This window comes from Kitasatospora sp. NPDC029367, from assembly GCF_055569135.1.
This window is the reverse complement of record NZ_JBVHYH010000066.1, coordinates 18,170-38,359: the sequence shown is the minus strand read 5'-3', so window position 1 is coordinate 38,359 and position 20,190 is coordinate 18,170. Positions and strand designations below refer to the sequence as shown.

Sequence of the window (20,190 nt, the reverse complement as noted above, 5' to 3'; positions counted from 1 at the left end):
GGCCGTCCGGCCGGCGGTCCGGGGGGACGTATCGCGGCCGCCCGCCCGACCACCGGCGGGCGCCGCCCCGGATCCGCGCAGGAGGCGCCGTGCTGAGCACCAGATCGCTCTTCAACGAGATCTACCGGAACGACCAGGCCTACCAGCTGTTCTGCAGCATCGCGGCCGGCGGCGAGGACCAGGGCGGCTGGGAGAACGAGCGGATCACCGCCCTCACCCCGGACCCGGTGCTCGCCCCGAAGATCGCCCGGCACGGCGCCGACGAGCGCAAGCACGGCCGGATCTTCACCCAGCTGCTGAACAAGCGCGGACTGCCCAAGGTGCCCGTCCCGGACGAGGCCGACTACTGCATGCTGCTGGAGTGCCAGGGCGTCGGCCTGTCCCACGAGCGGCTGCGCGGCGACACCCCGCTGACCGAGCGCGAGATCATCACCTACCTCGCGCACAGCCGGGTCACCGAGCAGCGCGCCTCCGAGCAGATGCGCCAGCTGGTCAAGGTGTACGGGGACAACCCCGAGCTCGGCCGGGCGATGCGGATGATCTCCGCCGACGAGGACGACCACCTCGCCTACTGCCACGAGGAGCTGCTGCGGCTGGTCGCCGAGGGCCACGGGCCGTACGTCCGGCACACCCTGGAGACCTGCGCCCGCGGCGAGATCCGCACCCACCGGGACGTCGGCCTCGCCGTCACCGCCCGGATGGCGCGGATCCTGCGCTGGCCCCGCTGGCAGCTGGCCGTGGTCACCCTCGGGGTGCACGCCCTCTACCTGTACGACCGGGCCTTCGGCTGGCGCCGGATGGTCACGCTGCGGATGCCGGAGCGCCGCAACGCACTGGGCACCCCGGCTCCGCCGCACGCGGAGCACGAGGTGCCCTGAGTCTGAGCCCTGAGCCGGAGCCCTTCGCCGGCTAGCGGCCGATGATGAGGCTCATCGCCTCGGCCCGGGTGGCCGGGTCGCGCAGCTGGCCGCGCACGCAGGAGGTGATGGTCTTGGCGCCGGGCTTGCGGATCCCGCGCATCGACATGCACATGTGCTCGCACTCGACCACCACGATCGCCCCGCGCGGCTCCAGGATCCGCATCAGCGCGTCGGCCACCTGGCTGGTCAGCCGCTCCTGCACCTGGGGCCGGCGGGCGTAGACGTCGACCAGCCGGGCCAGCTTGGACAGCCCGGTGATCTTGCCGCTGGCGGACGGGATGTACCCGACGTGCGCGACGCCGCGGAACGGCACCAGGTGGTGCTCGCAGACCGAGGTCAGCTCGATGTCCTTGACCAGCACCATCTCGTCGTGGCCGAGGTCGAAGGTGGTGGTCAGGACGTCCTCGGGCTCCTGCCACAGGCCCGCGAATATCTCCTTGTAGGCCCGCGCGACCCGGGCCGGAGTCTCCAGCAGGCCCTCGCGGTCGGGGTCCTCCCCCACGGCGAGCAGCAGCTCGCGGATCGCGTTCTCGGCCCGCTTCTGGTCGAAAACACCGACGGCGGGCGGACCGTCGAGCGTCACCGGGTCGATCATGCGGGCCTCGCTTACTCGTGGGAAGACTGTGGCTGAACAGCACGGATGCCGCGCCTCCAGGGTACAAACCCTGGTGACGCGGCATCCATTCCGACCGGAGTCCGGCTCAGCCCTCGGTCGGCGGCTCGGCCGCCGGCAGCGGCGGGAGCTTCACGATGTCGACCGGAGCGGTGTCGGAGGCGGCGGCGCCGTTGGTGAGCGCCAGCTCCTTCGGCGACTGCACCGGCGGCCGGGTGGACGGCGTGCGACGGGCGGAGCCCGTCCAGGCCGGCCGGGCCGGGCGCTTGACGATCGGGGCGAAGATCTCGGCGATCTGCTCCTTGTTCAGGGTCTCCTTCTCCAGGAGCTCCAGGACCAGGTTGTCGAGCACGTCACGGTTCTCGACCAGGATCTCCCAGGCCTCGTTGTGCGCGCTCTCGATGAGCTTCTTGACCTCTTCGTCGACCAGCCCGGCGACCTCTTCCGAGTAGTCGCGCTGGTGGCCCATCTCGCGGCCCAGGAAGGGCTCCGAGTTGTCGTTGCCGAACTTGATCGCGCCCAGGCGCTCGGTCATGCCGTACTGGGTGACCATGGCCCGCGCCGTGGCGGTGGCCTTCTCGATGTCGTTCGAGGCGCCGGTGGTCGGGTCGTGGAAGACCAGCTCCTCCGCCGCGCGCCCGCCCAGCATGTAGGCCAGCTGGTCGAGCATCTCGTTGCGGGTGGTGGAGTACTTGTCCTCCTCCGGCAGCACCATGGTGTAGCCGAGGGCCCGACCGCGGGACAGGATGGTGATCTTGTGCACCGGGTCGCTGTACTGGCAGGCCGCCGCGACCAGGGCGTGACCGCCCTCGTGGTACGCGGTGATCTTCTTCTCCTTGTCGGACATGATCCGCGTGCGCTTCTGCGGACCGGCCACGACGCGGTCGATCGCCTCGTCCAGGATGCCGTTGTCGATCAGCTTCTTGTCCGAGCGGGCGGTCAGCAGCGCGGCCTCGTTGAGCACGTTCGAGAGGTCGGCGCCGGTGAAGCCGGGGGTGCGCTTGGCGACGGCCGACATGTCGACGTCGGGCGCGATCGGCTTGCCCTTCTGGTGCACCTTGAGGATGTCCAGACGGCCCTGGAGGTCGGGGCGCTCGACCGCGATCTGGCGGTCGAAGCGGCCCGGGCGCAGCAGCGCCGGGTCCAGGATGTCGGGGCGGTTGGTCGCCGCGATCAGGATCACGCCGCCCTTGACGTCGAAGCCGTCCATCTCGACCAGCAGCTGGTTGAGGGTCTGCTCGCGCTCGTCGTGGCCACCGCCGAGGCCCGCACCGCGGTGCCGGCCGACGGCGTCGATCTCGTCGACGAAGATGATCGCCGGGGCGTTCGCCTTGGCCTGCTCGAAGAGGTCGCGGACGCGGCTGGCGCCGACACCCACGAACATCTCGACGAAGTCGGAGCCGGAGATCGAGTAGAACGGCACCCCGGCCTCGCCCGCGACGGCACGCGCCAGCAGGGTCTTGCCGGTCCCGGGCGGGCCGTAGAGCAGCACACCCTTGGGGATCTTGGCGCCGACGGCCTGGAACTTGGCCGGCTCCTGGAGGAACTCCTTGATCTCGTGGAGCTCCTCGACCGCCTCGTCGGCACCGGCGACGTCCGCGAAGGTGGTCTTCGGGGTGTCCTTGGTGAGCAGCTTGGCCTTGGACTTGCCGAACTGCATGACGCGCGAGCCGCCGCCCTGCATCTGGTTCATCAGGAACAGGAAGACCAGGACGATGATCACGATCGGCAGCATCGACAGCAGCAGGCTGACGAAGGTGCTCTGCTTCTCGGGACTGACCGTGTAGCCCTCGGCGAGGGTGCCCGGGTCCTTGTCGTTGATCTGGGCCTGCAGCTTGTCGGCCAGGGCGACACCCTGGTCGCCGATGTACGAGGCCTGGAACTTGTTGCCGGACGGGACCTTGCCCGTGCCGGCGTTGGACAGCGTGGCGCCGTCCTTCAACTGGATCTTGATCGTGTTCGAGTCACCGGTGGTGATCTGCGCCGACTTGACGTTGTGCGCATCGATCGCTGCGACGACCTGCCCGGTGTCCACCGTCTTGTAGCCGTTCGAGTCCGAAACGACCTGCATCAGTACGATGACGGCGAGGACGGCCAGCACGATCCACATGATCGGCGCACGGAAGTATCGCTTGACGTCCATCCATGCGGGGCGTTGCCGCCCCGTCCCTCCTGCCACTCAGCGGCGCCGGGAGGCTTTGGGCCGCGGCGCAATCCGAATCGATGCTCATGTGAAGAGCGGTTTATTGGACCGTACCGCAGTCCGACCCACCCATGGCGGGAGCACGGCGACACGGCTTAGCTTCTTTGTCCCCCGGTCCAACGGGCGGGAACAACCCTCTGTTCCCGCCCATAGCCCGAACGGAGCCCTCAGCCGCCGTAAACGTGCGGGGCGAGGGTCCCGATGAAGGGGAGGTTACGCAGCTTCTCCGCGTAGTCCAGGCCGTAGCCGACCACGAACTCGTTGGGGATGTCGAAACCGACGTACTTCACGTCGATCTCGACCTTGGCCGCGTCCGGCTTGCGCAGCAGGGTGCAGACCTCCAGCGAGGCCGGGCCGCGCGAGCCCAGGTTGCCCAGCAGCCAGGACAGCGTCAGACCGGAGTCGATGATGTCCTCGACGATCAGGACGTCCCGACCGGCGATGTCGGTGTCCAGGTCCTTCAGGATGCGCACCACACCGGAGGACTTGGTCCCCATGCCGTAGGAGGAGACGGCCATCCAGTCCATCGTGACCTGCGAGTGCAGGGCCCGGGCCAGGTCGGCCATCACCATGACGGCCCCCTTGAGGACACCGACGATCAGCAGGTCCTTGCCTGCGTAGTCCCGGTCGATCCGCTCGGCCAGCTCCTGGAGCTTGGCGTCGATCTCGTCCTTGCTGATGAGCACCTTCGCGAGGTCAGCGCCCATGTCGTTCTGGTCCACCGGGGATACGTCCTCAAACGTTCGGGGTCTGTGTGGCCGGCGGCCGGCTCCCCCGGGACGTGCCTCGCCCTCAGTCGCCCTGCCGCCGAAAGACCAGCGTGCCACACCTACGGGTGGCCTCGACGCCCCCGGGTAGGTGCAGCGGCCCCTGGCCGCGCCATCCGGTGACCAGCAGGTCCACCGTCTCCAGGTGCCGGGCGAAGAGGTCCCCGGCCGGGCAGCCCGCCCGCAGCGCCGCCCGCCGCAGCACCCGGCGCCGGACGGCGGACGGCAGTTCGGCCAGTTTCACGGCGTCCAGGGTGCCCTCGCCCGTACGGAGGTCGCGCTCGGCCAGCGAGGCCCACTGGTCGAGGGCGTCGGCGTCGTCCCGGAACAGCCGGGCGGTGCGGGCCAGCGCCTCGACCACGCCGCCGCCCAGGTGCTTCTCCAGCACCGGCAGCACCTCGTGGCGGACCCGGGAGCGGGTGTAGGCGGGATCACAGTTGTGCGGGTCGTCCCAGACCGGGATCGCCTGGGCGGAGCAGGCCTGCCGGGTGGCCGCCCGGTCCAGCTCCAGCAGCGGGCGGCGGTAGCGGCCCTTCTGGGCCGGCATCCCGGCCAGCGAGCGGGAGCCGGAGCCGCGGGCCAGGCCCAGCAGCACGGTCTCGGCCTGGTCGTCCCGGGTGTGGCCGAGCAGCACGGCGATCGCGCCGTGGCGCTCGGCGGCCTCGTCCAGGGCGGCGTAGCGGGCGTCCCGGGCGGCGGCCTCGGGGCCGCCGGCCCGGCCGACCCGCACCGGGACGGCCTCGACCGGGTCCAGGCCCAGCGAGCGCAGGCGCTCGGCGACCTGGGCGGCGCGGTCGGCGGAGCCGTCCTGGAGGCCGTGGTCGACGGTGACGGCGCCGACCCGCAGGCCGATCTTGGGGGCCTCGAAGGCGGCGGCGATGGCCAGCGCCATCGAGTCCGCGCCGCCGCTGACGGCGACCAGGACCAGCGGCGAGCCGGGGGCTGCCGGGGTGCGCGGCAGCCCGGAGGGGTGGCGGGCGGCGTTGCCGATCAGGGTGGTGCCGACGGCGGCACCGACCAGCGGCGCCCCGGCAGGGCGCTCACGGGGTTCGCGCACGGGCGCGGTGAAGGTGGTACCGGCCTCGGCGGCGAGGTCGGTGAGCGTACGGCGAACGGCCAGGCGTATCGCGGCGACGGCGGGGTGAGGGCCCACGGCGGACGACTCCTCGACGGAGGGGACAGGACTGCGGCGGGCGGCCGGAGCCGCGCACCTGGATAGCGCCGCGTTACCGGGCGCTCACAGATGGTGGCAGAAAGTGGCGGGCCGCTACGCCACCCGCGCCACCAGTACGACCACCGTCCCACGTACGGGTGAATGGAGAAACGTATCTTCACCCATCACCTGCCCGATTGGACCACTCGTACGAGCGGGTTTGACCGCCGCCGACCGCCGGCGGTCCCCCGGCACTCCGGGAATGCCCGATCCGGGCCTCCCCAGGGGCCTCCCCAGAGCCCTTCCCGGGGCCCTCCCCGGGCCCTTCCGGGCTCTTCCCAGGAGCCTCAGCGGCCGACCCGGGCGACCCAGGCGGCCGGGTCGTGGATCTCGTCCTTGGTCGGCAGGGTGTTCGGGGACGTCCACACCCGGTTGAAGCCCTCCATGCCGACCTGCTCCACCACGGCCCGGACGAACACCGCGCCGTCCTGGTACTGCCGCAGCTTGGCGTCCATGCCCAGCAGTCGGCGCAGCATCAGGTCCAGCCGGTTCGCCCCGCGGTCGCGGCGCTGCTGGAACTTCTCCCGGATCTCCGCCACCGTCGGCACCACGGCCGGGCCGACGCCGTCCATCACCACGTCCGCGTGGCCCTCCAGCAGCGACATCACCGCCGTCAGCCGGCCGAGGATCTCGCGCTGGGCGGGCGACTGGACGATCTCCAGCAGGTTCCCGCCGGGGGCGCTGTCCCGGCCCTCCCGGGTGCCGGTGCCCGGCAGTCCGGCGCCGAGCGAGCCCGCCGCGTCGCGCAGCCGCTCCAGCAGCGCGCCCGGGTCCACGTCCGTCTCGGCCAGGAAGGACTGCACCTCGGACTGGATGTGGTCGCGCAGCCACGGCACCGCGGTGAACTGGGTGCGGTGGGTCTCCTCGTGCAGGCAGACCCAGAGCCGGAAGTCGGACGGGTCGACGTCCAGCTCGCGCTCGACGTGCACGATGTTCGGCGCCACCAGCAGCAGCCGGCCCGGCCCCGCGCCCTCCGGGCCCAGCCGCGGCTTGTCGAACAGCGCCGCCGGGCTGTCCGGCGCCTCCAGCGAGGGCTCGGCCGGGGCGAAGGTCTCGTACTGGCCCAGCACCTTGGTGGCCAGGAACGCCAGCAGCGCGCCGACCTCGATCCCGGTGGCCTTCTCCCCCACCGACCCGAAGACGCCCGCCGCCGCACTGTTGGCCCGCCGCGCCTGGAGCTTCTCCACCAGCGGCTGGACCACCGTGCGGAAGCCCGCCACGTTCGCCCGGACCCAGCCCGGGCGGTCCACCACCAGCACCGGCGTCGCGGCGGCCGCGGCCAGACTGCTCGACCGCATCCCGGTGAACGCCCGCACGTGCTCCTCGGCCTCCAGCGCGTGCCGGCGCAGCTCGGCGACGACCGCCGCCGCCTCGGCCCGGCTCACCTCCGGCCCCGGCCGCACCAACCTGGTCGCAGTAGCGACCGCGAGATTCCAGTCGACCATGTCAGCCCCGCCGCTCGCGCTCGTCATGCCCTCACCGTACGTGCTCCCCACCGTCAACGGCAGCCACCCGCCACGAACACCTCCGCCCCCTCCGGGGCGGCCGTGGCGGCGGCCGGGGACGGTCCGTTCCCCCCGCCCGCCGCGCCCCGTCCGGGCCGCGGCGTGGGCCGCCGGCACCGGCTCGGGCGAGGTCGACGCGAGGGCCGCCCGCTCTCCGGGCAGCCTGCCCGTGGGCCCGCCCGCTCGAACCCGGCCACCGCCCCCGGATCCCGACGCCCCCTGATCCCGCCGGGGCCGGACACCGCGGCGGACACCGCGGCGGTCGGCGCAGCGGCGGGCGGCGGGGAGCGGGGTCAGTGGCAGCCGCAGGAGGCGAGGCGGGCGGCGATCCGGTCCACGGCGGCGCGGGCGGTGTCCGCCGACGCGGTGGTGCGGGTCATCACGGCGAAGGCCAGCAGGCGGCCGTCGGCGTCCACCACGGTGCCCGCGAGGGTGTTGACCCCGCTGATGGTGCCGGTCTTGGCGCGGATCAGGCCGGCCGCGTCGGCGGCGCCGGAGCCCGAGCCGTAGCGCTTGGCGAGGGTGCCGGTGAAACCGGCCACCGGGAGGCCGGTGAGGACCGGGCGCAGCGCGGGGTGCTGGTCGGAGGCGGCCAGCGCGAGCAGCCGGACCAGGACGGCGGGCGGGATCCGGTTGTCCGTGTTCAGGCCGCTGCCGTCGTTGAGGACCACGCCGGTCATCGGCACGCCGAGCCTGCCGAGTTCCTTGGTGACGGCGGTCGCCGCGCCCTCGTAAGTGGCCGGCTGGTGCCCGGCGAGGGCGACCTGGCGGGCGACCGCCTCGGCGAGCTGGTTGTCCGAGGTGGTGAGCAGGCGCTCGACCAGCCGGGCGAGGGTCGGCGAGTCGACCCTGCCGAGGACGGGGGCGTCGGCGGCGGCCGGAGCCGCGGCCGGCTTGGGCCTGCCCTCCACGGTGACGCCCTGGGCGGCCAGCATCGTGGCGAAGGCCGTGGCGGCCGCGCCGGCCGGGTCGGCGACCCGGGCCGGGGCCTCGTCCTTGCTCTTCGGGTCGACCCTGCCCTCGTCCACCATCAGCGGGACGACCAGGGCGAGGTTCTCGTTGTCGGGCTTCCGCTGCTGGGTGCTGTCGGGGTACAGCGACAGGTCGTAGTCCAGCCGGACGGTCGTGGTGCCGGCCGCCTTGAGGGCGGTGGCGGTCTGCCGGGCCAGCGACTCCAGCGAGGCCGGCGCGGTGTCGGCGTCGGCGGGCTGACCGCCGATCTGCACCTGGTCGGCGGGCAGCACGGTGAGGGTCGGGTCCCCGCCGCCGACCAGGGTGACGCTGCCCGGGTCCGCGCCGCGGACCACCCGGGTGCTGAGCCGGGTGTCGGCGGGGATCAGCGACAGGGCCGCGATCGAGGTGGCCAGCTTGGTGGTGGAGGCCGGAGTGGCCGGGGTGTTCTCGTTGGAGCCGTACAGGAGTTGACCGCCGGCCGCGTCCGCGACGGCGAGGCTCACGGTGCCCAGGCTCTTGTCGGCGAGGGCGGCGGCCAGCGCCTGCTGGAGGCCCTGGGTGGTGGGGACGGCCGCCTCCTGGCCGTCCCCGGCGACGGCCAGGACGGCGCCCGCCGCGGGCACCGGGCGCGCGACCGGCGATCCGCTGCCGCCGCCGGCACCGCTGCCACCGGGCGTGGCGGCGGGCGGCTCGGCCCGGCGGGCGGGGCTCCGGTCCGGCGTCGGCCCGCTCCTCCCCTGCTCGCCCTTGCGCCCGTCGCGGCCGCCCTGGTCACCCTGCTCGCCCTGGTCGCCACGGCCGTTGTCGTCCTCGCCCCGCCCCGCGCTGTGCCCGCCCGGCGACGGGGACGGCTGCGCGTACGCACCGCCCGCTCCCAGCACCGTCCCGGCGACCAGGAGGGCCGCTCCGAACAGCCCTGCGGCCCTACCCCCGCGACGCCGCGCCGCCCCCGCCCCAGCTCCCACCGACCGGCCCCTTTCCCCAGCACTCACTCCCGTAGGAGACACTTGGATTCTGTCAGTCCCTACCTTGGAGGAACCGTTGGAATTCGACGTCCTTATCGAAATCCCGAAGGGCTCTCGTAACAAGTACGAGGTCGACCACGAGACCGGCCGTCTGCGGCTCGACCGGATGCTCTTCACGTCGACCCGTTACCCGGCCGACTACGGCTACGTCGAGGGCACGCTCGGCGAGGACGGCGACCCGCTGGACGCCCTGGTCATCCTGGACGAGCCGACCTTCCCCGGCTGCCTCATCAAGTGCCGCGCCATCGGCATGTTCCACATGACCGACGAGGCCGGTGGCGACGACAAGCTGCTGTGCGTCCCGGCGACCGACCCGCGCTGGGAGCACCTGCGCGACATCCACCACGTGTCGGAGTTCGACCGACTGGAGATCCAGCACTTCTTCGAGGTCTACAAGGACCTGGAGCCGGGCAAGTCGGTCGAGGGCGCCAACTGGGTCGGCCGGGTCGAGGCCGAGGCCGAGGTCACCGCCTCGATCAAGCGTCTCGCGGAGCAGGGCGGCCACTGATCCGTCGTTCCGATCTAGGTCGGGACAGCCAGGGGGCCGGGGCCCGCGGACCGATCCGCGGGCCCCGGCCCCTGCCGTTCCGGGAGGCGTGCCGGGAGGCGCTCCGAAGGGCTCAGTCCTCCAGCCGGAAGCCGACCTTCAACCCGACCTGGTAGTGCTTCACCTGGCCGTCCTCGATGTGGCCGCGGATCTCCGTGACCTCGAACCAGTCGAGGTTGCGCAGCGTCCGGGAGGCCCGCTCCACCCCGTTGCGGATGGCCGAGGCGACGCTCTCGGTCGAGGACCCGACGATCTCGGTCACCCGGTACACGTGGTCGGTCATGGCGGACTCCCTCAGCTGTACGACGGCCCCCGTCCACCGTGCACCGCCCCCGCCCCGCCCGCACCCCGACGACGGCCGACCGAAGGCCGACCGCAGGCCAGGAGTCCTAGAACGCCGCGCGGACCTCGCCGACCGGGACGCCGCCGCCGAACAGCGGGGCCGCGCCGATCCGCTCGACCACGTCGTCCGCGCCGGCCACCCCGAGCCGGCGCAGCGCCGCCGCCAGCACCGGGCCGCGGGCCCGCTCGGAGCCGTCGTCGATCTTGAAGGCGAGCGCCCGGCCGTCCGCCAGCGCGACCACCTGGACGGCCTCGGCGCCCATCTTGGACAGCGCGCCCGGAACGGCCCGCATCAGCAGGGTGTCGGCCCGGCGGGTGCCGGCCACGTACTCGGGGTGGGCGCGCATCGCGTCGGCCACCCGCCGCTGCGCGGTGCCCTCCCCGGCGAGCACCAGGCTGCGGTAGCCGCGGGCCAGGCCGGTCAGCGTGACGGCGAGCAGCGGGGCACCGCAGCCGTCCACCCCGGTGTGCACCGGGGTCTCACCGGTGCCCTCGGCCAGGGCCTCGCGGGCGAGCCCCTGGATCGGGTGCGCCGGGTCGAGGTACGCCTCGGTGTCCCAGCCGTTGGCGACGCAGGCGGCCAGCCAGCCGGCGTGCTTGCCGGAGCAGTCCATCAGGATCGGGGCGCGCCGTCCGCCGGCGGCGAGCAGCAGCTCCGCCTCGGTCTCGTCCAGGGGCAGGTCGGCCGGGGTGCGCAGGGCCGACTCGTCGAGGCCGGCGGAGCCCAGGATGGCCCGTACGCCCTCGAGGTGGAACGATTCTGCGGAGTGGCTGGAGGCCGCCAGGGCCAGCAGCTCGCCCTCGATCGCCAGCCCGGCCCGCAGGGTCGCCATCGCCTGGAACGGCTTGGCCGTCGAGCGCGGGAAGACCGGCGCCTCGGGATCGCCGAGCGCGAACTCCACCGAACCGTCGGCGGCCAGCAGAACCAGGGAGCCGTGGTGCCTGCCCTCGGTGAAGCCCGAGCGTATGACCTCGGCGAGCACGGGCGGGGTGGCGGACTGGGACATCGCGGAGCCTTCCGGGGGCGAGGGTGGGCCGGGAGGAAGCCGGACCCACCCGCCCCACGACGACTCACCCGGTCTAGAGCGGCCTCTCCGAGAGCAGGTCGTCGACCCGTGCTTCCCCATCACGGTACCTGCGGGTGATCTCGGCATTGCAACCGTCCGCCGTCCGCAGCAGCCGCTGGCGCCGGCCGGACACCTCGCGCTCGTGGGCGCGCAGCCGCTCCAGGGCGGCCAGCAGTTCCTCCGCCGGGTGGGCCGCCAGGTCGGCGAGCTGGACGTCGCCCATCAGCGCGTCCGCCTCCAGCTGGGACTCCTGGGTGCGCGGCGGGCCGAGGGTGACGTGCCGGGCCGAGCGCCGCACCGTGGAGGGCGCGTCGGTCAGGATGGCCGGCAGCCGGTCCAGCAGGTCGCCGCCGGGCCCCTCGCCGGCCGCCGGGGCCGGGTGGGCGGGGCCGCCGCCGGGGCGCCGGTCGAGCTCGGCGCGCAGGATGTCCATCCGCCCGTGCAGCAGCCGCCGCAGGTAGGACAGGTCGGCCTCCTGGGCCAGGGTCTCCCGGCGCAGGATCCGCAGCTGGTCCAGGCCCAGCGCCTCCAGGTCGGGCTCACCGTCCTGGACGGCCGTCCAGGGCCGGTCCCCGGAGGCCTGCGCCACCGGTCCGGAACGGCTCCACGCCGCGCTGCTCGCGTCCATCATCCAACCCACCTGCCGTCGTCCGATCCCGCCCGCTCGCGGCACTCCGTCCCTGCCGCCGGCCCGGCCCGTCCCCCGACGGGCTCGTGCGTCCCGTCCGTTGGCACGCCCGGGGGCCCCGAAGGGTTCCACTCCCCGGCCGGGACCACCCGCCGGGGCGACCCCGACAGAACGCCTGACCTACCGGCTCGACCGCCCGGCCGAACCCCGGCCCGGTGCGGCGGACCTCCAGGCGCGCCGGGCCCTTCGTACGGTCCCCCAGCGTGCCACCCCACCCGGCGCGCGCGCACCGCCCGTGCACCCGAACGGCCCCCTGGCGAACGGGGGTGGCTGATATGACCGGGCCTTTCCGCAGCAGGAGCAGCGCCCGAACCTGCGCAGGCGCGCACTGCACGGCGTGCGCCACCCTTGCGCGCGCCCCGGGTGTACGCCCCCGGATTCCCCCGAGACCCCACGGGGCGCTCGTGCGCTCCGGCACAATGGCGGCATGCGAGCAGTGGTGCAGCGAGTGACCGAGGCCCGGGTGACCGTGGCCGGAGAGACCGTCGGCGCGATCGAGGGGCCCGGGCTCTGCGTCCTGGTCGGCGTGACCCACGAGGACACCCCGGCCAAGGCGGCCCAACTGGCCCGCAAGCTCTGGACGCTGCGGATCCTGCCGGTCAACGGCGAGGGCGTGGAGCAGAGTTGCTCGGACATCGGCGGCCCGCTGCTGGTGATCAGCCAGTTCACCCTCTACGGCGACGCCCGCAAGGGCCGTCGGCCCACCTGGACCGCCGCCGCCCCCGGGCCGGTCGCCGAGCCGCTGGTGGACGAGGTGGTGGCCCAACTGCGCGCGCTGGGCGCCAAGGTGGAGACCGGCCGGTTCGGCGCCGACATGCAGGTGGCGCTGGTGAACGACGGCCCGTTCACCGTCCTGGTCGAGGTCTGAGGCCCCGGCGGGCCCGAGGGCCGGACCCCTGAGGCCCGGCCCGGCCCTGGCCCTCTGCCCGGCGCCTACTGCGGGACGATCACGTCCTGGGTGCCCGGCACCGTGCCGGCCAGCAGCACCGCGTCCACCGGGACGTTCCGCTTGACGACCGCCAGCGCGATCGGCCCCAGCTCGTGGTGCCGGGCCGAGGAGGTCACGACGCCCAGCGCCCGCCCGTCCGGGTCGGAGGCCAGCCGCACCTCGGTGCCGTGCGGGGGCAGCGTCTCCTCGGTGCCGTCCAGGTGCAGGAAGACCAGCCGGCGCGGCGGGCGGCCCAGGTTGTGCACCCGGGCGACGGTCTCCTGGCCGCGGTAGCAGCCCTTCTGCAGGTGGACGGCGGTGCGCAGCCAGTCCACCTCGTGCGGGATGGTCCGGTGGTCGGTCTCGAAGCCGAGCCGGGGCCGGTGGCCCTCGATCCGCAGCGCCTCGTAGGCCCAGACGCCGGCCGCCGGGCCGTACCCGGCGGTGCGCTCCGCCAGCTCGGCGCGCGGCACGAACAGGTCGCGGCCGTACGGGAGTTCGCGGACGGCGGCGGCGCCCTCGACGGAGCCGGTGGAGCCGGCCGGCAGGTGGACCACGGCGTAGTCGGCGGTCGCGTCGGCGACCTCCACCCGGTAGAAGAACTTCATGCTCTCCAGGTAGCCGACCAGCGCCTCCTGGGTGCCGGGCTCGACGTGCGCCCAGGTGGTGGTGCCGTCGTCGACCAGGTAGAGGGCGTGCTCGACATGCCCGTTCGGGGAGAGCACCAGCGCCTCGGTGGCGTGCTGCGGCTCCAGCCCGCTGACGTGCTGGGTGAGCAGCAGGTGCAGCCAGGCGAGCCGGTCCGCGCCGGTGACGGTGACCACCCCGCGGTGCGAGAGGTCGACGAAGCCGGTGCCCCGGGACAGGTTCCGTTGCTCGCGGAAGATGTCGCCGTAGTGGGCGGCGACGCCCTCGTCGGCCCCCTCGGCGGGGACGGCTCCGGGCAGGGCAAGCAGCGGGCTCTTCACACCGGTCATACCGGCCAGCTTACGACCGCTCGGCGGCCGGCCCGGCGGCGCAGTCGGCGCAGCGGCCGAAGATGGCGAAATGCTTGAGGTCGGTGTCGAAGCCGTGCTGCTCGCGCAGCCGGTCGATCAGCGGCTGGGCGATCTCGGTGTCGGTCTCGGTGACCTTCTCGCAGTCCCGGCAGACCAGGTGGAGGTGGTGGTGGCGGCCGGCCAGGTGGTAGGTCGGGGCGCCGTGGCCGAGGTGGGCGTGCGAGACCAGGCCCAGCTCCTCCAGCAGCTCCAGGGTCCGGTAGACGGTGGAGATGTTGACGCCGCTGGCGGTCTTGCGGACGTGGCAGAGGATGTCGTCGGGGGTGGCGTGGTCGAGGGCGTCCACGGCCTCCAGCACGAGCTGCCGCTGCGGCGTGAGGCGGTAGCCGCGCTCGCGCAGGTCGGCCTTCCAGTCGCCGGAGAGCTGCCAGTCGGTGGTGCCGGTGTCCGCCACGGTTTCTGTCCCTGCCAAGGTCGGGGGTCCTGTGGCAAGTGTAGGGACCGGCCGCGGGCCGGTCCCTACTCGTGCACGGAACGTCTTGAACCGTGGCTGCTCGCCGCGGCCGCTCGGACTGTGCCAGCCCGGGCCGTGCCTACTTGAAGAAGGCGATGCCGTCGTCCGGCAGGTCGTTGATGTCCTTGATCAGCTGGGCCGGGCTGAGCACCTTCTTGAGCTGCGCGGACATGTACGGGCGCAGCGGCACGTTCGGGGCGGCCTTCTCGCCGACCCAGAGCAGCTCGCCGTTGACGAAGCCGAACAGCCGCTTGCCGCCGGTGTACTCCGGGGAGCCCTCGATCCGGGCCACCGCGTCGGTGGAGACGTCGACCTGCGGCTTGCCGTCGGCCAGCTCGCCGTACCAGATCTCGACCGTGCCGTCGTCGCGGACGGAGGAGATCTCGATCCCGCGGACACCGCTGGTGCCGTCGTGGTTGCTGGTGATGCGCCAGAAGGCGTGCTCGTTCTCCAGCGGGCGGACCTTCTCACCCTCCTCGTTCAGCACCCAGGTGCGGGAGCGGAACTCCAGGAAGGGACGGCCGTCGTGGCGGATCACGATCTCCTGGCCGAAGTTGCACTTCTCCGTGCCGGGGAAGTCGTACACGCCCGCGCCCTCCCAGGTACCGAGGAGGAAGGCGAGCGGGACGACGTCCCTGTGGAGGTCAGAAGGGATCTCGATCATGTTCCTGGTCGCTGTCGTGGTCGGTGCGGTCTGCCTCAACCGTACGGCAGGGTCAGCGCTGGCCCTGGTACAGCTTCATCACCGAGAAGATGGCGAACCAGGTGATCAGCACGGCCATCAGGGCCAGCAGACCGTCGAAGAAGATTTCCAGACCGGACACGGGGGGCTCCCAGGCGGCGACAGTGTGGTGGATTTTGCTCGCGCTCACTCTATCCGGAGGGCTACGGTCGGTCGCGGTGAGCCCCACCACGTCGGCTTCCGCGCCGCAGCGCAGCCGCCGCACCGCCTCCCCGGGGCGCCGTTCAAGGTTTGCCCATGGGATTCCACGATGACGGCGGACGGGGGCGGCGGGACCTCTAAGGTGGCGCCATGTCGAAGAAGCTCGTCATCAAGGTGACCGCCGGTGCGGACGCGCCGGAGCGGTGCTCGCAGGCCTTCACGGTGGCGGCCGTGGCCGTCGCCAGCGGGATCGAGGTCTCGCTGTGGCTGACCGGGGAGTCCTCCTGGTTCGCCCTGCCGGGGAAGGCGGCGGAGTTCGAGCTGCCGCACGCCGCACCGCTGCCGGACCTGCTGGAGTCGATCCTGGCGGCCGGCTCGGTGACGCTGTGCACCCAGTGCGCGGCCCGGCGCGGGATCGAGCAGAAGGACACCGTCGAGGGCGTCCGGATCGCGGGCGCGCAGGTCTTCGTCAGCGAGATCATGGCGGACGGCGTCCAGGCGCTGGTCTACTGACGCCCTACGGGCGTTCCTCGTGGTCGGGGCGGTCCCGGTCGTGGCCGGGCTCGTCCCACTTCGGGTCCTCCCAGCGCGGGTCGTTCCACCAGTCGTCGTCCGGGTCCCGCTTGTTGGCGAACACCGCGGCGGCCGGCGGGATGACCATCGCGACCACGCACAGGCCGACCGCGGCTCCCACCGAGAAGAACCGCACCACGCCCCAGGCCAGGACGAACAGGCCCAGGCACACGCCCATCATGGCGTAGTAGTAGCGCCGCCGGCGCCTCGTCTGCACGTCTTCCACGGTACGACCGAGGGCCCCCGCACGGCAGGGGCCCTCGGCGTGATCGTCCGTGCCGGTCAGACCGCGATCGCGACCTCGACGGCGGCGCCCTGGGAGGCCACCACCTGACGGTCCACGGTCTGGCCCGGGACCAGCGCCCGCAGGGTCCACTTGCCCGGGCGGGCGAAGAACCGGAACTGGCCGGTCGCCGAGGTGGGCACCTCGGCCGTGAACTCGTTGTTCTCGTCCAGCAGCCGGACGTAGCCGTTGACCGGCTCACCGTCGCGGGTCACCGAACCCTGGATGATCGTCTCGTTCGCCACGTCAACTCCTGCCAGGTCCGGCCCGCCGGCCTTCGCACCGCACATGTCTGTCTCCTTCTGACTTACGGGTCGAGCCGGGGGCTCAGTTGCTGCCGAGCTCGATCGGCACGCCGACCAGGCTGCCGTACTCGGTCCACGAGCCGTCGTAGTTCTTCACGTTCTCCTGGCCGAGCAGCTCGTGCAGCACGAACCAGGTGAGCGCGGAGCGCTCGCCGATCCGGCAGTAGGCGATGGTGTCCTTCGCCAGGTCGATGCCCTCGGCCTCGTAGAGGGCCTTGAGCTCGTCGTCGCTCTTGAAGGTGCCGTCGTCGTTGGCGTTCTTCGCCCACGGGATGTTGCGGGCGCTCGGCACGTGGCCGGGGCGCTGCGACTGCTCCTGCGGGAGGTGGGCCGGGGCGAGCAGCTTGCCGGAGAACTCGTCGGGCGAGCGGACGTCGACCAGGTTGAGGCTGCCGATGGCGGCGATCACGTCGTCGCGGAAGGCGCGGATCGAGGAGTCGGCGGCCTGCGCCTTGTACTCGGTGGCCGGGCGGGCCGGGACCTCGGCGACCAGGTCGCGGGAGTCCAGCTCCCACTTCTTGCGGCCGCCGTCCAGCAGGCGGACGTCGCCGTGGCCGTACAGCTTGAAGTACCAGTAGGCGTACGAGGCGAACCAGTTGTTGTTGCCGCCGTACAGGACGACGGTGTCGTCGTTGGCGATGCCCTTGGCGCTGAGCAGCGCCTCGAAGCCGGCCCGGTCGATGAAGTCGCGGCGGACCGGGTCCTGGAGGTCCTGCTTCCAGTCGATCCGGACGGCGTTGCGGATGTGGTTCTTGTCGTACGCGGAGGTGTCCTCGTCGACCTCGACGATGACGACCTTCGGGTCGTCCAGGTGGGCCTGGACCCAGTCGGCGTCGACCAGGACGTCGCTGCGGCTCATGGTGGTGTTCTCCATCCGAGGGCGGTTTGCGGAAGGTGCTGCTCAGCTGCTCAGCGGGGGTGCTGCCGGGGTGGTGCCGGGGTACCCGAACGGAGGCGGTCCGAAATCCTGTCCGAATGATGGGACGGGGGAGGGAAGCCGGGGCGATCGGGCGGGGAACTGCGGAGTACGGAGGACCATCGGCCCCGAGGGCCGGACGAGGTCACCGGAAGGTCGGCGGCGGGCACGAACTGCCCTGCCGGAATGCCGACTCAGCGCATTCGACACAGACAGGCGGCCACGCGGCACAGGTCGACCGCCCGCCGCTTCGTGAGATCCGTCTGTCGCTTCATGCCGACGATGCTAGGGACACCGGAGGCCCGCTGTCATCAGCGTATCGAATGCCGAGACCAGAACGACCGGATGCTGGGATTCGCCCTCGGTGCGGCCCGCCGGGCGGCGGGCGGGCCCCCGCCGACGGCGCACAACGGGCGGAAACGACACCGCTCCGCGGGCCGCGCTGGACAGCGCGTCTCGCGGAGCGGAACGGAGGGTGCCCTTTCGGACCGGCCGGCGGCGGCCGGAGGAGGAGGGCGGTCAGCCCAGCAGCTTGACGCCCTTGCCCTCGAAGGACAGCTGGAGGCCCTCCGGCAGCGGCGCCACGCCGTCCTTGGCGGCCAGCTGGAGGCCGGCCGGCATCGAGTCCAGGGTGAAGGCGGCCGGCTCGATCTTCCGGTTGCCCAGCCCGGCGACCATCTCGGCCAGCGAGCTCAGCTTGAGGCCGTCCACGGTGATGGTGTTGCCCGTGTTGTGCACGGTGGCCTCACCCACCGAGACCGGCCCCAGCGAGGCCTTGACCTTGCCCGGGCCGCCGTACGACAGGCTCAGCCGGGCGTTGCCGCCGACCGGCAGCGGGCCGCCCATCAGCTGGGAGGCCGGGGGCAGCAGCTGGGCGAGGTCCTGGTAGCTGATCACGCCGCTGCCGGCGCCGCTGTCCACGGTCGCGCTGTTCAGGCTGTCGCTCACCTCGACCCCGGACAGCTTCGCCTTGAAGGAGTGCAGCGCCACCTGCTGCCCGTTGTTCTGGACGGTCAGTCCGTCCGAGGAGATCCGGACGTCGTCCAGCTTCTTCGAGACCACCTGGGTGAGGAACGGGAAGCCCTCGATCGTGACGTCCGGGCGCTGGCCCATCCGGCCGTTCTTCACCAACTGGTCGGCGGCCTCGTCCTCGGCCACGCCGACCGCGATCCGGTCCGCGCCCACCAGCAGCCCGGAGAGCACCACCAGGCCGATCGTCGCCTTCAGCCATCCGCGCATCGTGTCCCCCGTCGTCGCCGGTCGCCGTCGTCCGTCCCGGAGCCGCGCCGGGCGCGGCCCTCCCGCACGACCGTACGACGTCCCGCCCCGGAAGGTGGTTCCGGGGCGGGACGCGGTCGTGACGTACCCGACTCAGCCGGCCAGCAGGCCGGTGGCCATCCAGATCAGCGGTGCGGCCACCGCCAGCGGCAGCGCCACGCCCGCCGTCATGTGCACGAAGCGGGACGGGAAGTCGTACGCCGCGACCCGGCGGCCGACCAGCGCACCCAGCCCGGCCAGCGCACCCAGCGCCACCGGCGCGCCCACCAGCAGGCCCAGCAGCACCGCAGCGACCAGACCCAGCACCGGGCCCAGCTGCTTGGGCCCGGGCAGCGGAGCCGCCGCCAGCAGGGTCGCCAGCGCGACCGCGCCCACCCCCGCCGGCACCCAGTCGGCCAGCAGCAGCGTGGTGCACAGCGCCGTCACCACGGTGGCCGAACCCAGCACGGTCAGCGCGTAGAACCGCTCCTTCGGGTCCGACGGACGGAACGTCTGGAGCACCAGCACCAGCAGGAAGAACCCGCCCAGGGCGCCCACCACGGCCGCCACGCCGTTGCCGGCGCCCGCCAGCAGCACCGCCACGTCGGCGGTGAGCCCGGCCAGCGCGGCCAGCAGGATGCCCTGCCGGGCCGGCCACATGCCGTTCAGCCGGAACCAGCCGGCCGCCGTGAGCAGCTGCAGCGCCGCCACCACCAGGGCCAGCGCCACCTGCCCCAGCGCGGCACCGCCGGCCAGCAGCGCGGCCACGGCGGCGGTGATCAGGGCGGGCTGGAGGCCCGGGTCGATGATCGGCGAACCGGTCCGGCCGCCCGGGGACGGGGCCGCAGCCGGGGCCGCAGCCGGGGACGGGGCCCCCGGGAATGGGCCGCCGCCCGGCACCGGCTGCACCGGGACGGCGCCGTACGGCGGGGCCGCGGGCGCGTCCGGGCGCTTGAGCGTCATGGTCGGCTGGTCGAGGCCGGGCCCGGCACCGGGCGCCCCCACGGGCGGCGTGCCCACGGGCGGCGTGCCCACGGGCGGCACCGCGGCCGCGGGGTGCCCGAGCGGGGCGCCCTGCTGCGGGGCGCCCTGCTGCGGGGCGCCCTGCTGCGGGGCGGTCCGCGGCGCCGGAGCGGGCGCCCCGGCCGGGGCCGCGTGCCGCGCCCGGGAGGGCGGCGGCGGGGCCTGCTGCGGCGCCTGCGGCGGGTACGGCTGCGCCGCCGGAGGCTGCTGCGGGTACGACTGGGCCGGCCCCTGCGGCGGGTACGGCTGCGCCGCCGGCGGCTGGTGCACCGGCGGCCGGCCGTGCTGCGGCGGTCGGCCGTGCTGCGGCGGCGGGGCGACCGGCATCGCGCCGGAGACCGTCACCGGCGGCAGCAGCGTGGTGGCCGCCGCGTCGTCCAGCGGCGGGACGGGCGGGAGCAGCGTGGTCGCCGCGTCGTCCATCGGGGGCACCGGCGGCAGCAGGGTGGTGGCGGCCGCGTCGTCCAGCGCGGGCACCGGCGGCAGCACGGCAGTGGCGTCGGCGTCGTCCACCGGATAGCCGTACGGGTGCTGCGGCGGTTGCGGCGCGTGCTGCGGCCGGTACTGCTGCGGCTGCGGATAGGGCTGCTGCGGCTGGTGCTGCGGCCAGTTGCCGTAGCCGCCGCCGTGGTTCGGGTTGTTCGGGTCGTTCATGTCCGTCACGCC

The 20,190-nt window shown here is 73.4% G+C and carries 22 protein-coding genes; 4 read left to right on the top strand and 18 right to left on the bottom strand.

Annotated elements, in window-relative coordinates:
• Positions 1-89: 89 nt before the first annotated feature.
• Positions 90-878: a ferritin-like domain-containing protein gene (locus ACZ4W5_RS28955; RefSeq protein WP_465657834.1), complete on the top strand. Its 789-nt coding sequence runs from the start codon at positions 90-92 to the stop codon at positions 876-878.
• A 31-nt stretch (positions 879-909) separates the two neighbouring features.
• Here the strand turns inward: ACZ4W5_RS28955 and folE are convergent, their stop codons facing one another.
• The 6 genes from folE to dacB form a co-directional block, all read right to left on the bottom strand.
• Complete coding sequence (gene folE / locus ACZ4W5_RS28950; protein WP_360241502.1) at positions 910-1,515, bottom strand: GTP cyclohydrolase I FolE; 606 nt, start codon at positions 1,513-1,515, stop codon at positions 910-912.
• 106 nt (positions 1,516-1,621) lie between these two features.
• The gene (gene ftsH / locus ACZ4W5_RS28945) at positions 1,622-3,676 is read right to left on the bottom strand and encodes an ATP-dependent zinc metalloprotease FtsH (RefSeq protein WP_465657833.1); all 2,055 of its coding nucleotides are present in this window, start codon (positions 3,674-3,676) and stop codon (positions 1,622-1,624) included.
• 227 nt (positions 3,677-3,903) lie between these two features.
• Positions 3,904-4,458 carry a hypoxanthine phosphoribosyltransferase gene (gene hpt / locus ACZ4W5_RS28940; protein ID WP_045692298.1) on the bottom strand — a complete coding sequence of 185 codons (555 nt, stop codon included), beginning with the start codon at positions 4,456-4,458 and terminating at the stop codon, positions 3,904-3,906.
• Positions 4,459-4,528: 70 nt separating this feature from the next.
• The gene (gene tilS / locus ACZ4W5_RS28935) at positions 4,529-5,656 is read right to left on the bottom strand and encodes a tRNA lysidine(34) synthetase TilS (protein ID WP_360241509.1); all 1,128 of its coding nucleotides are present in this window, start codon (positions 5,654-5,656) and stop codon (positions 4,529-4,531) included.
• Between the two features lie 347 nt (positions 5,657-6,003).
• The gene (locus ACZ4W5_RS28930; RefSeq protein WP_465657831.1) at positions 6,004-7,188 is read right to left on the bottom strand and encodes a zinc-dependent metalloprotease; all 1,185 of its coding nucleotides are present in this window, start codon (positions 7,186-7,188) and stop codon (positions 6,004-6,006) included.
• A 326-nt stretch (positions 7,189-7,514) separates the two neighbouring features.
• The gene (gene dacB, locus ACZ4W5_RS28925) at positions 7,515-9,056 is read right to left on the bottom strand and encodes a D-alanyl-D-alanine carboxypeptidase/D-alanyl-D-alanine endopeptidase (protein ID WP_465657830.1); all 1,542 of its coding nucleotides are present in this window, start codon (positions 9,054-9,056) and stop codon (positions 7,515-7,517) included.
• A gap of 160 nt (positions 9,057-9,216) precedes the next feature.
• On the opposite strand from dacB, the gene ACZ4W5_RS28920 reads away from it, so the two are divergent.
• Positions 9,217-9,708 (top strand): inorganic diphosphatase, encoded by a 492-nt coding sequence (locus ACZ4W5_RS28920; RefSeq protein ID WP_189924907.1) that lies wholly within the window; start codon positions 9,217-9,219, stop codon positions 9,706-9,708.
• A gap of 112 nt (positions 9,709-9,820) precedes the next feature.
• Here ACZ4W5_RS28920 and ACZ4W5_RS28915 read toward each other — a convergent pair whose 3' ends face one another.
• From ACZ4W5_RS28915 to ACZ4W5_RS28905, 3 genes are all read right to left on the bottom strand, one after another.
• Positions 9,821-10,030, bottom strand: a complete 210-nt coding sequence (locus ACZ4W5_RS28915; RefSeq protein ID WP_360241519.1) for a dodecin — start codon at positions 10,028-10,030, stop codon at positions 9,821-9,823.
• 106 nt (positions 10,031-10,136) lie between these two features.
• On the bottom strand, positions 10,137-11,096 hold the full coding sequence (locus tag ACZ4W5_RS28910) for an asparaginase (protein ID WP_360241522.1): 960 nt from the start codon (positions 11,094-11,096) through the stop codon (positions 10,137-10,139).
• A 73-nt stretch (positions 11,097-11,169) separates the two neighbouring features.
• Entirely contained in the window at positions 11,170-11,787 is a 618-nt protein-coding gene (locus ACZ4W5_RS28905) for an RsiG family protein (RefSeq protein WP_465657828.1), read from the bottom strand.
• Positions 11,788-12,271: 484 nt separating this feature from the next.
• On the opposite strand from ACZ4W5_RS28905, the gene dtd reads away from it, so the two are divergent.
• Entirely contained in the window at positions 12,272-12,712 is a 441-nt protein-coding gene (gene dtd / locus ACZ4W5_RS28900) for a D-aminoacyl-tRNA deacylase (protein ID WP_350509234.1), read from the top strand.
• 65 nt (positions 12,713-12,777) lie between these two features.
• Here the strand turns inward: dtd and ygfZ are convergent, their stop codons facing one another.
• The 3 genes from ygfZ to ACZ4W5_RS28885 form a co-directional block, all read right to left on the bottom strand.
• Positions 12,778-13,740, bottom strand: coding sequence for a CAF17-like 4Fe-4S cluster assembly/insertion protein YgfZ (ygfZ, locus tag ACZ4W5_RS28895; protein ID WP_360241619.1), 963 nt, complete (start codon positions 13,738-13,740; stop codon positions 12,778-12,780).
• Between the two features lie 19 nt (positions 13,741-13,759).
• Positions 13,760-14,242 (bottom strand): Fur family transcriptional regulator, encoded by a 483-nt coding sequence (locus ACZ4W5_RS28890; protein WP_402490925.1) that lies wholly within the window; start codon positions 14,240-14,242, stop codon positions 13,760-13,762.
• Positions 14,243-14,363: 121 nt separating this feature from the next.
• Positions 14,364-14,948, bottom strand: coding sequence for a heme-binding beta-barrel domain-containing protein (locus ACZ4W5_RS28885; protein WP_360241531.1), 585 nt, complete (start codon positions 14,946-14,948; stop codon positions 14,364-14,366).
• Positions 14,949-15,317: 369 nt separating this feature from the next.
• On the opposite strand from ACZ4W5_RS28885, the gene ACZ4W5_RS28880 reads away from it, so the two are divergent.
• Positions 15,318-15,680 (top strand): DsrE family protein, encoded by a 363-nt coding sequence (locus ACZ4W5_RS28880; RefSeq protein WP_360241533.1) that lies wholly within the window; start codon positions 15,318-15,320, stop codon positions 15,678-15,680.
• 4 nt (positions 15,681-15,684) lie between these two features.
• On the opposite strand, the gene ACZ4W5_RS28875 is transcribed toward ACZ4W5_RS28880, so the two are convergent.
• The 6 genes from ACZ4W5_RS28875 to ACZ4W5_RS28850 form a co-directional block, all read right to left on the bottom strand.
• A complete protein-coding gene (locus tag ACZ4W5_RS28875; RefSeq protein WP_465657842.1) occupies positions 15,685-15,921 on the bottom strand; it encodes a DUF3099 domain-containing protein in 237 nt (78 codons plus the stop codon).
• 101 nt (positions 15,922-16,022) lie between these two features.
• Complete coding sequence (locus ACZ4W5_RS28870) at positions 16,023-16,313, bottom strand: DUF1416 domain-containing protein (protein WP_045692289.1); 291 nt, start codon at positions 16,311-16,313, stop codon at positions 16,023-16,025.
• 37 nt (positions 16,314-16,350) lie between these two features.
• Positions 16,351-17,187 carry a sulfurtransferase gene (locus tag ACZ4W5_RS28865; RefSeq protein ID WP_465657825.1) on the bottom strand — a complete coding sequence of 279 codons (837 nt, stop codon included), beginning with the start codon at positions 17,185-17,187 and terminating at the stop codon, positions 16,351-16,353.
• A 251-nt stretch (positions 17,188-17,438) separates the two neighbouring features.
• Positions 17,439-17,519, bottom strand: a complete 81-nt coding sequence (locus ACZ4W5_RS28860) for an Ms5788A family Cys-rich leader peptide (RefSeq protein WP_350517234.1) — start codon at positions 17,517-17,519, stop codon at positions 17,439-17,441.
• Between the two features lie 244 nt (positions 17,520-17,763).
• Positions 17,764-18,483 carry an LmeA family phospholipid-binding protein gene (locus ACZ4W5_RS28855; protein ID WP_360241540.1) on the bottom strand — a complete coding sequence of 240 codons (720 nt, stop codon included), beginning with the start codon at positions 18,481-18,483 and terminating at the stop codon, positions 17,764-17,766.
• A 132-nt stretch (positions 18,484-18,615) separates the two neighbouring features.
• Positions 18,616-20,187, bottom strand: coding sequence for a hypothetical protein (locus tag ACZ4W5_RS28850; RefSeq protein WP_465657823.1), 1,572 nt, complete (start codon positions 20,185-20,187; stop codon positions 18,616-18,618).
• Positions 20,188-20,190 lie beyond the last annotated feature (3 nt).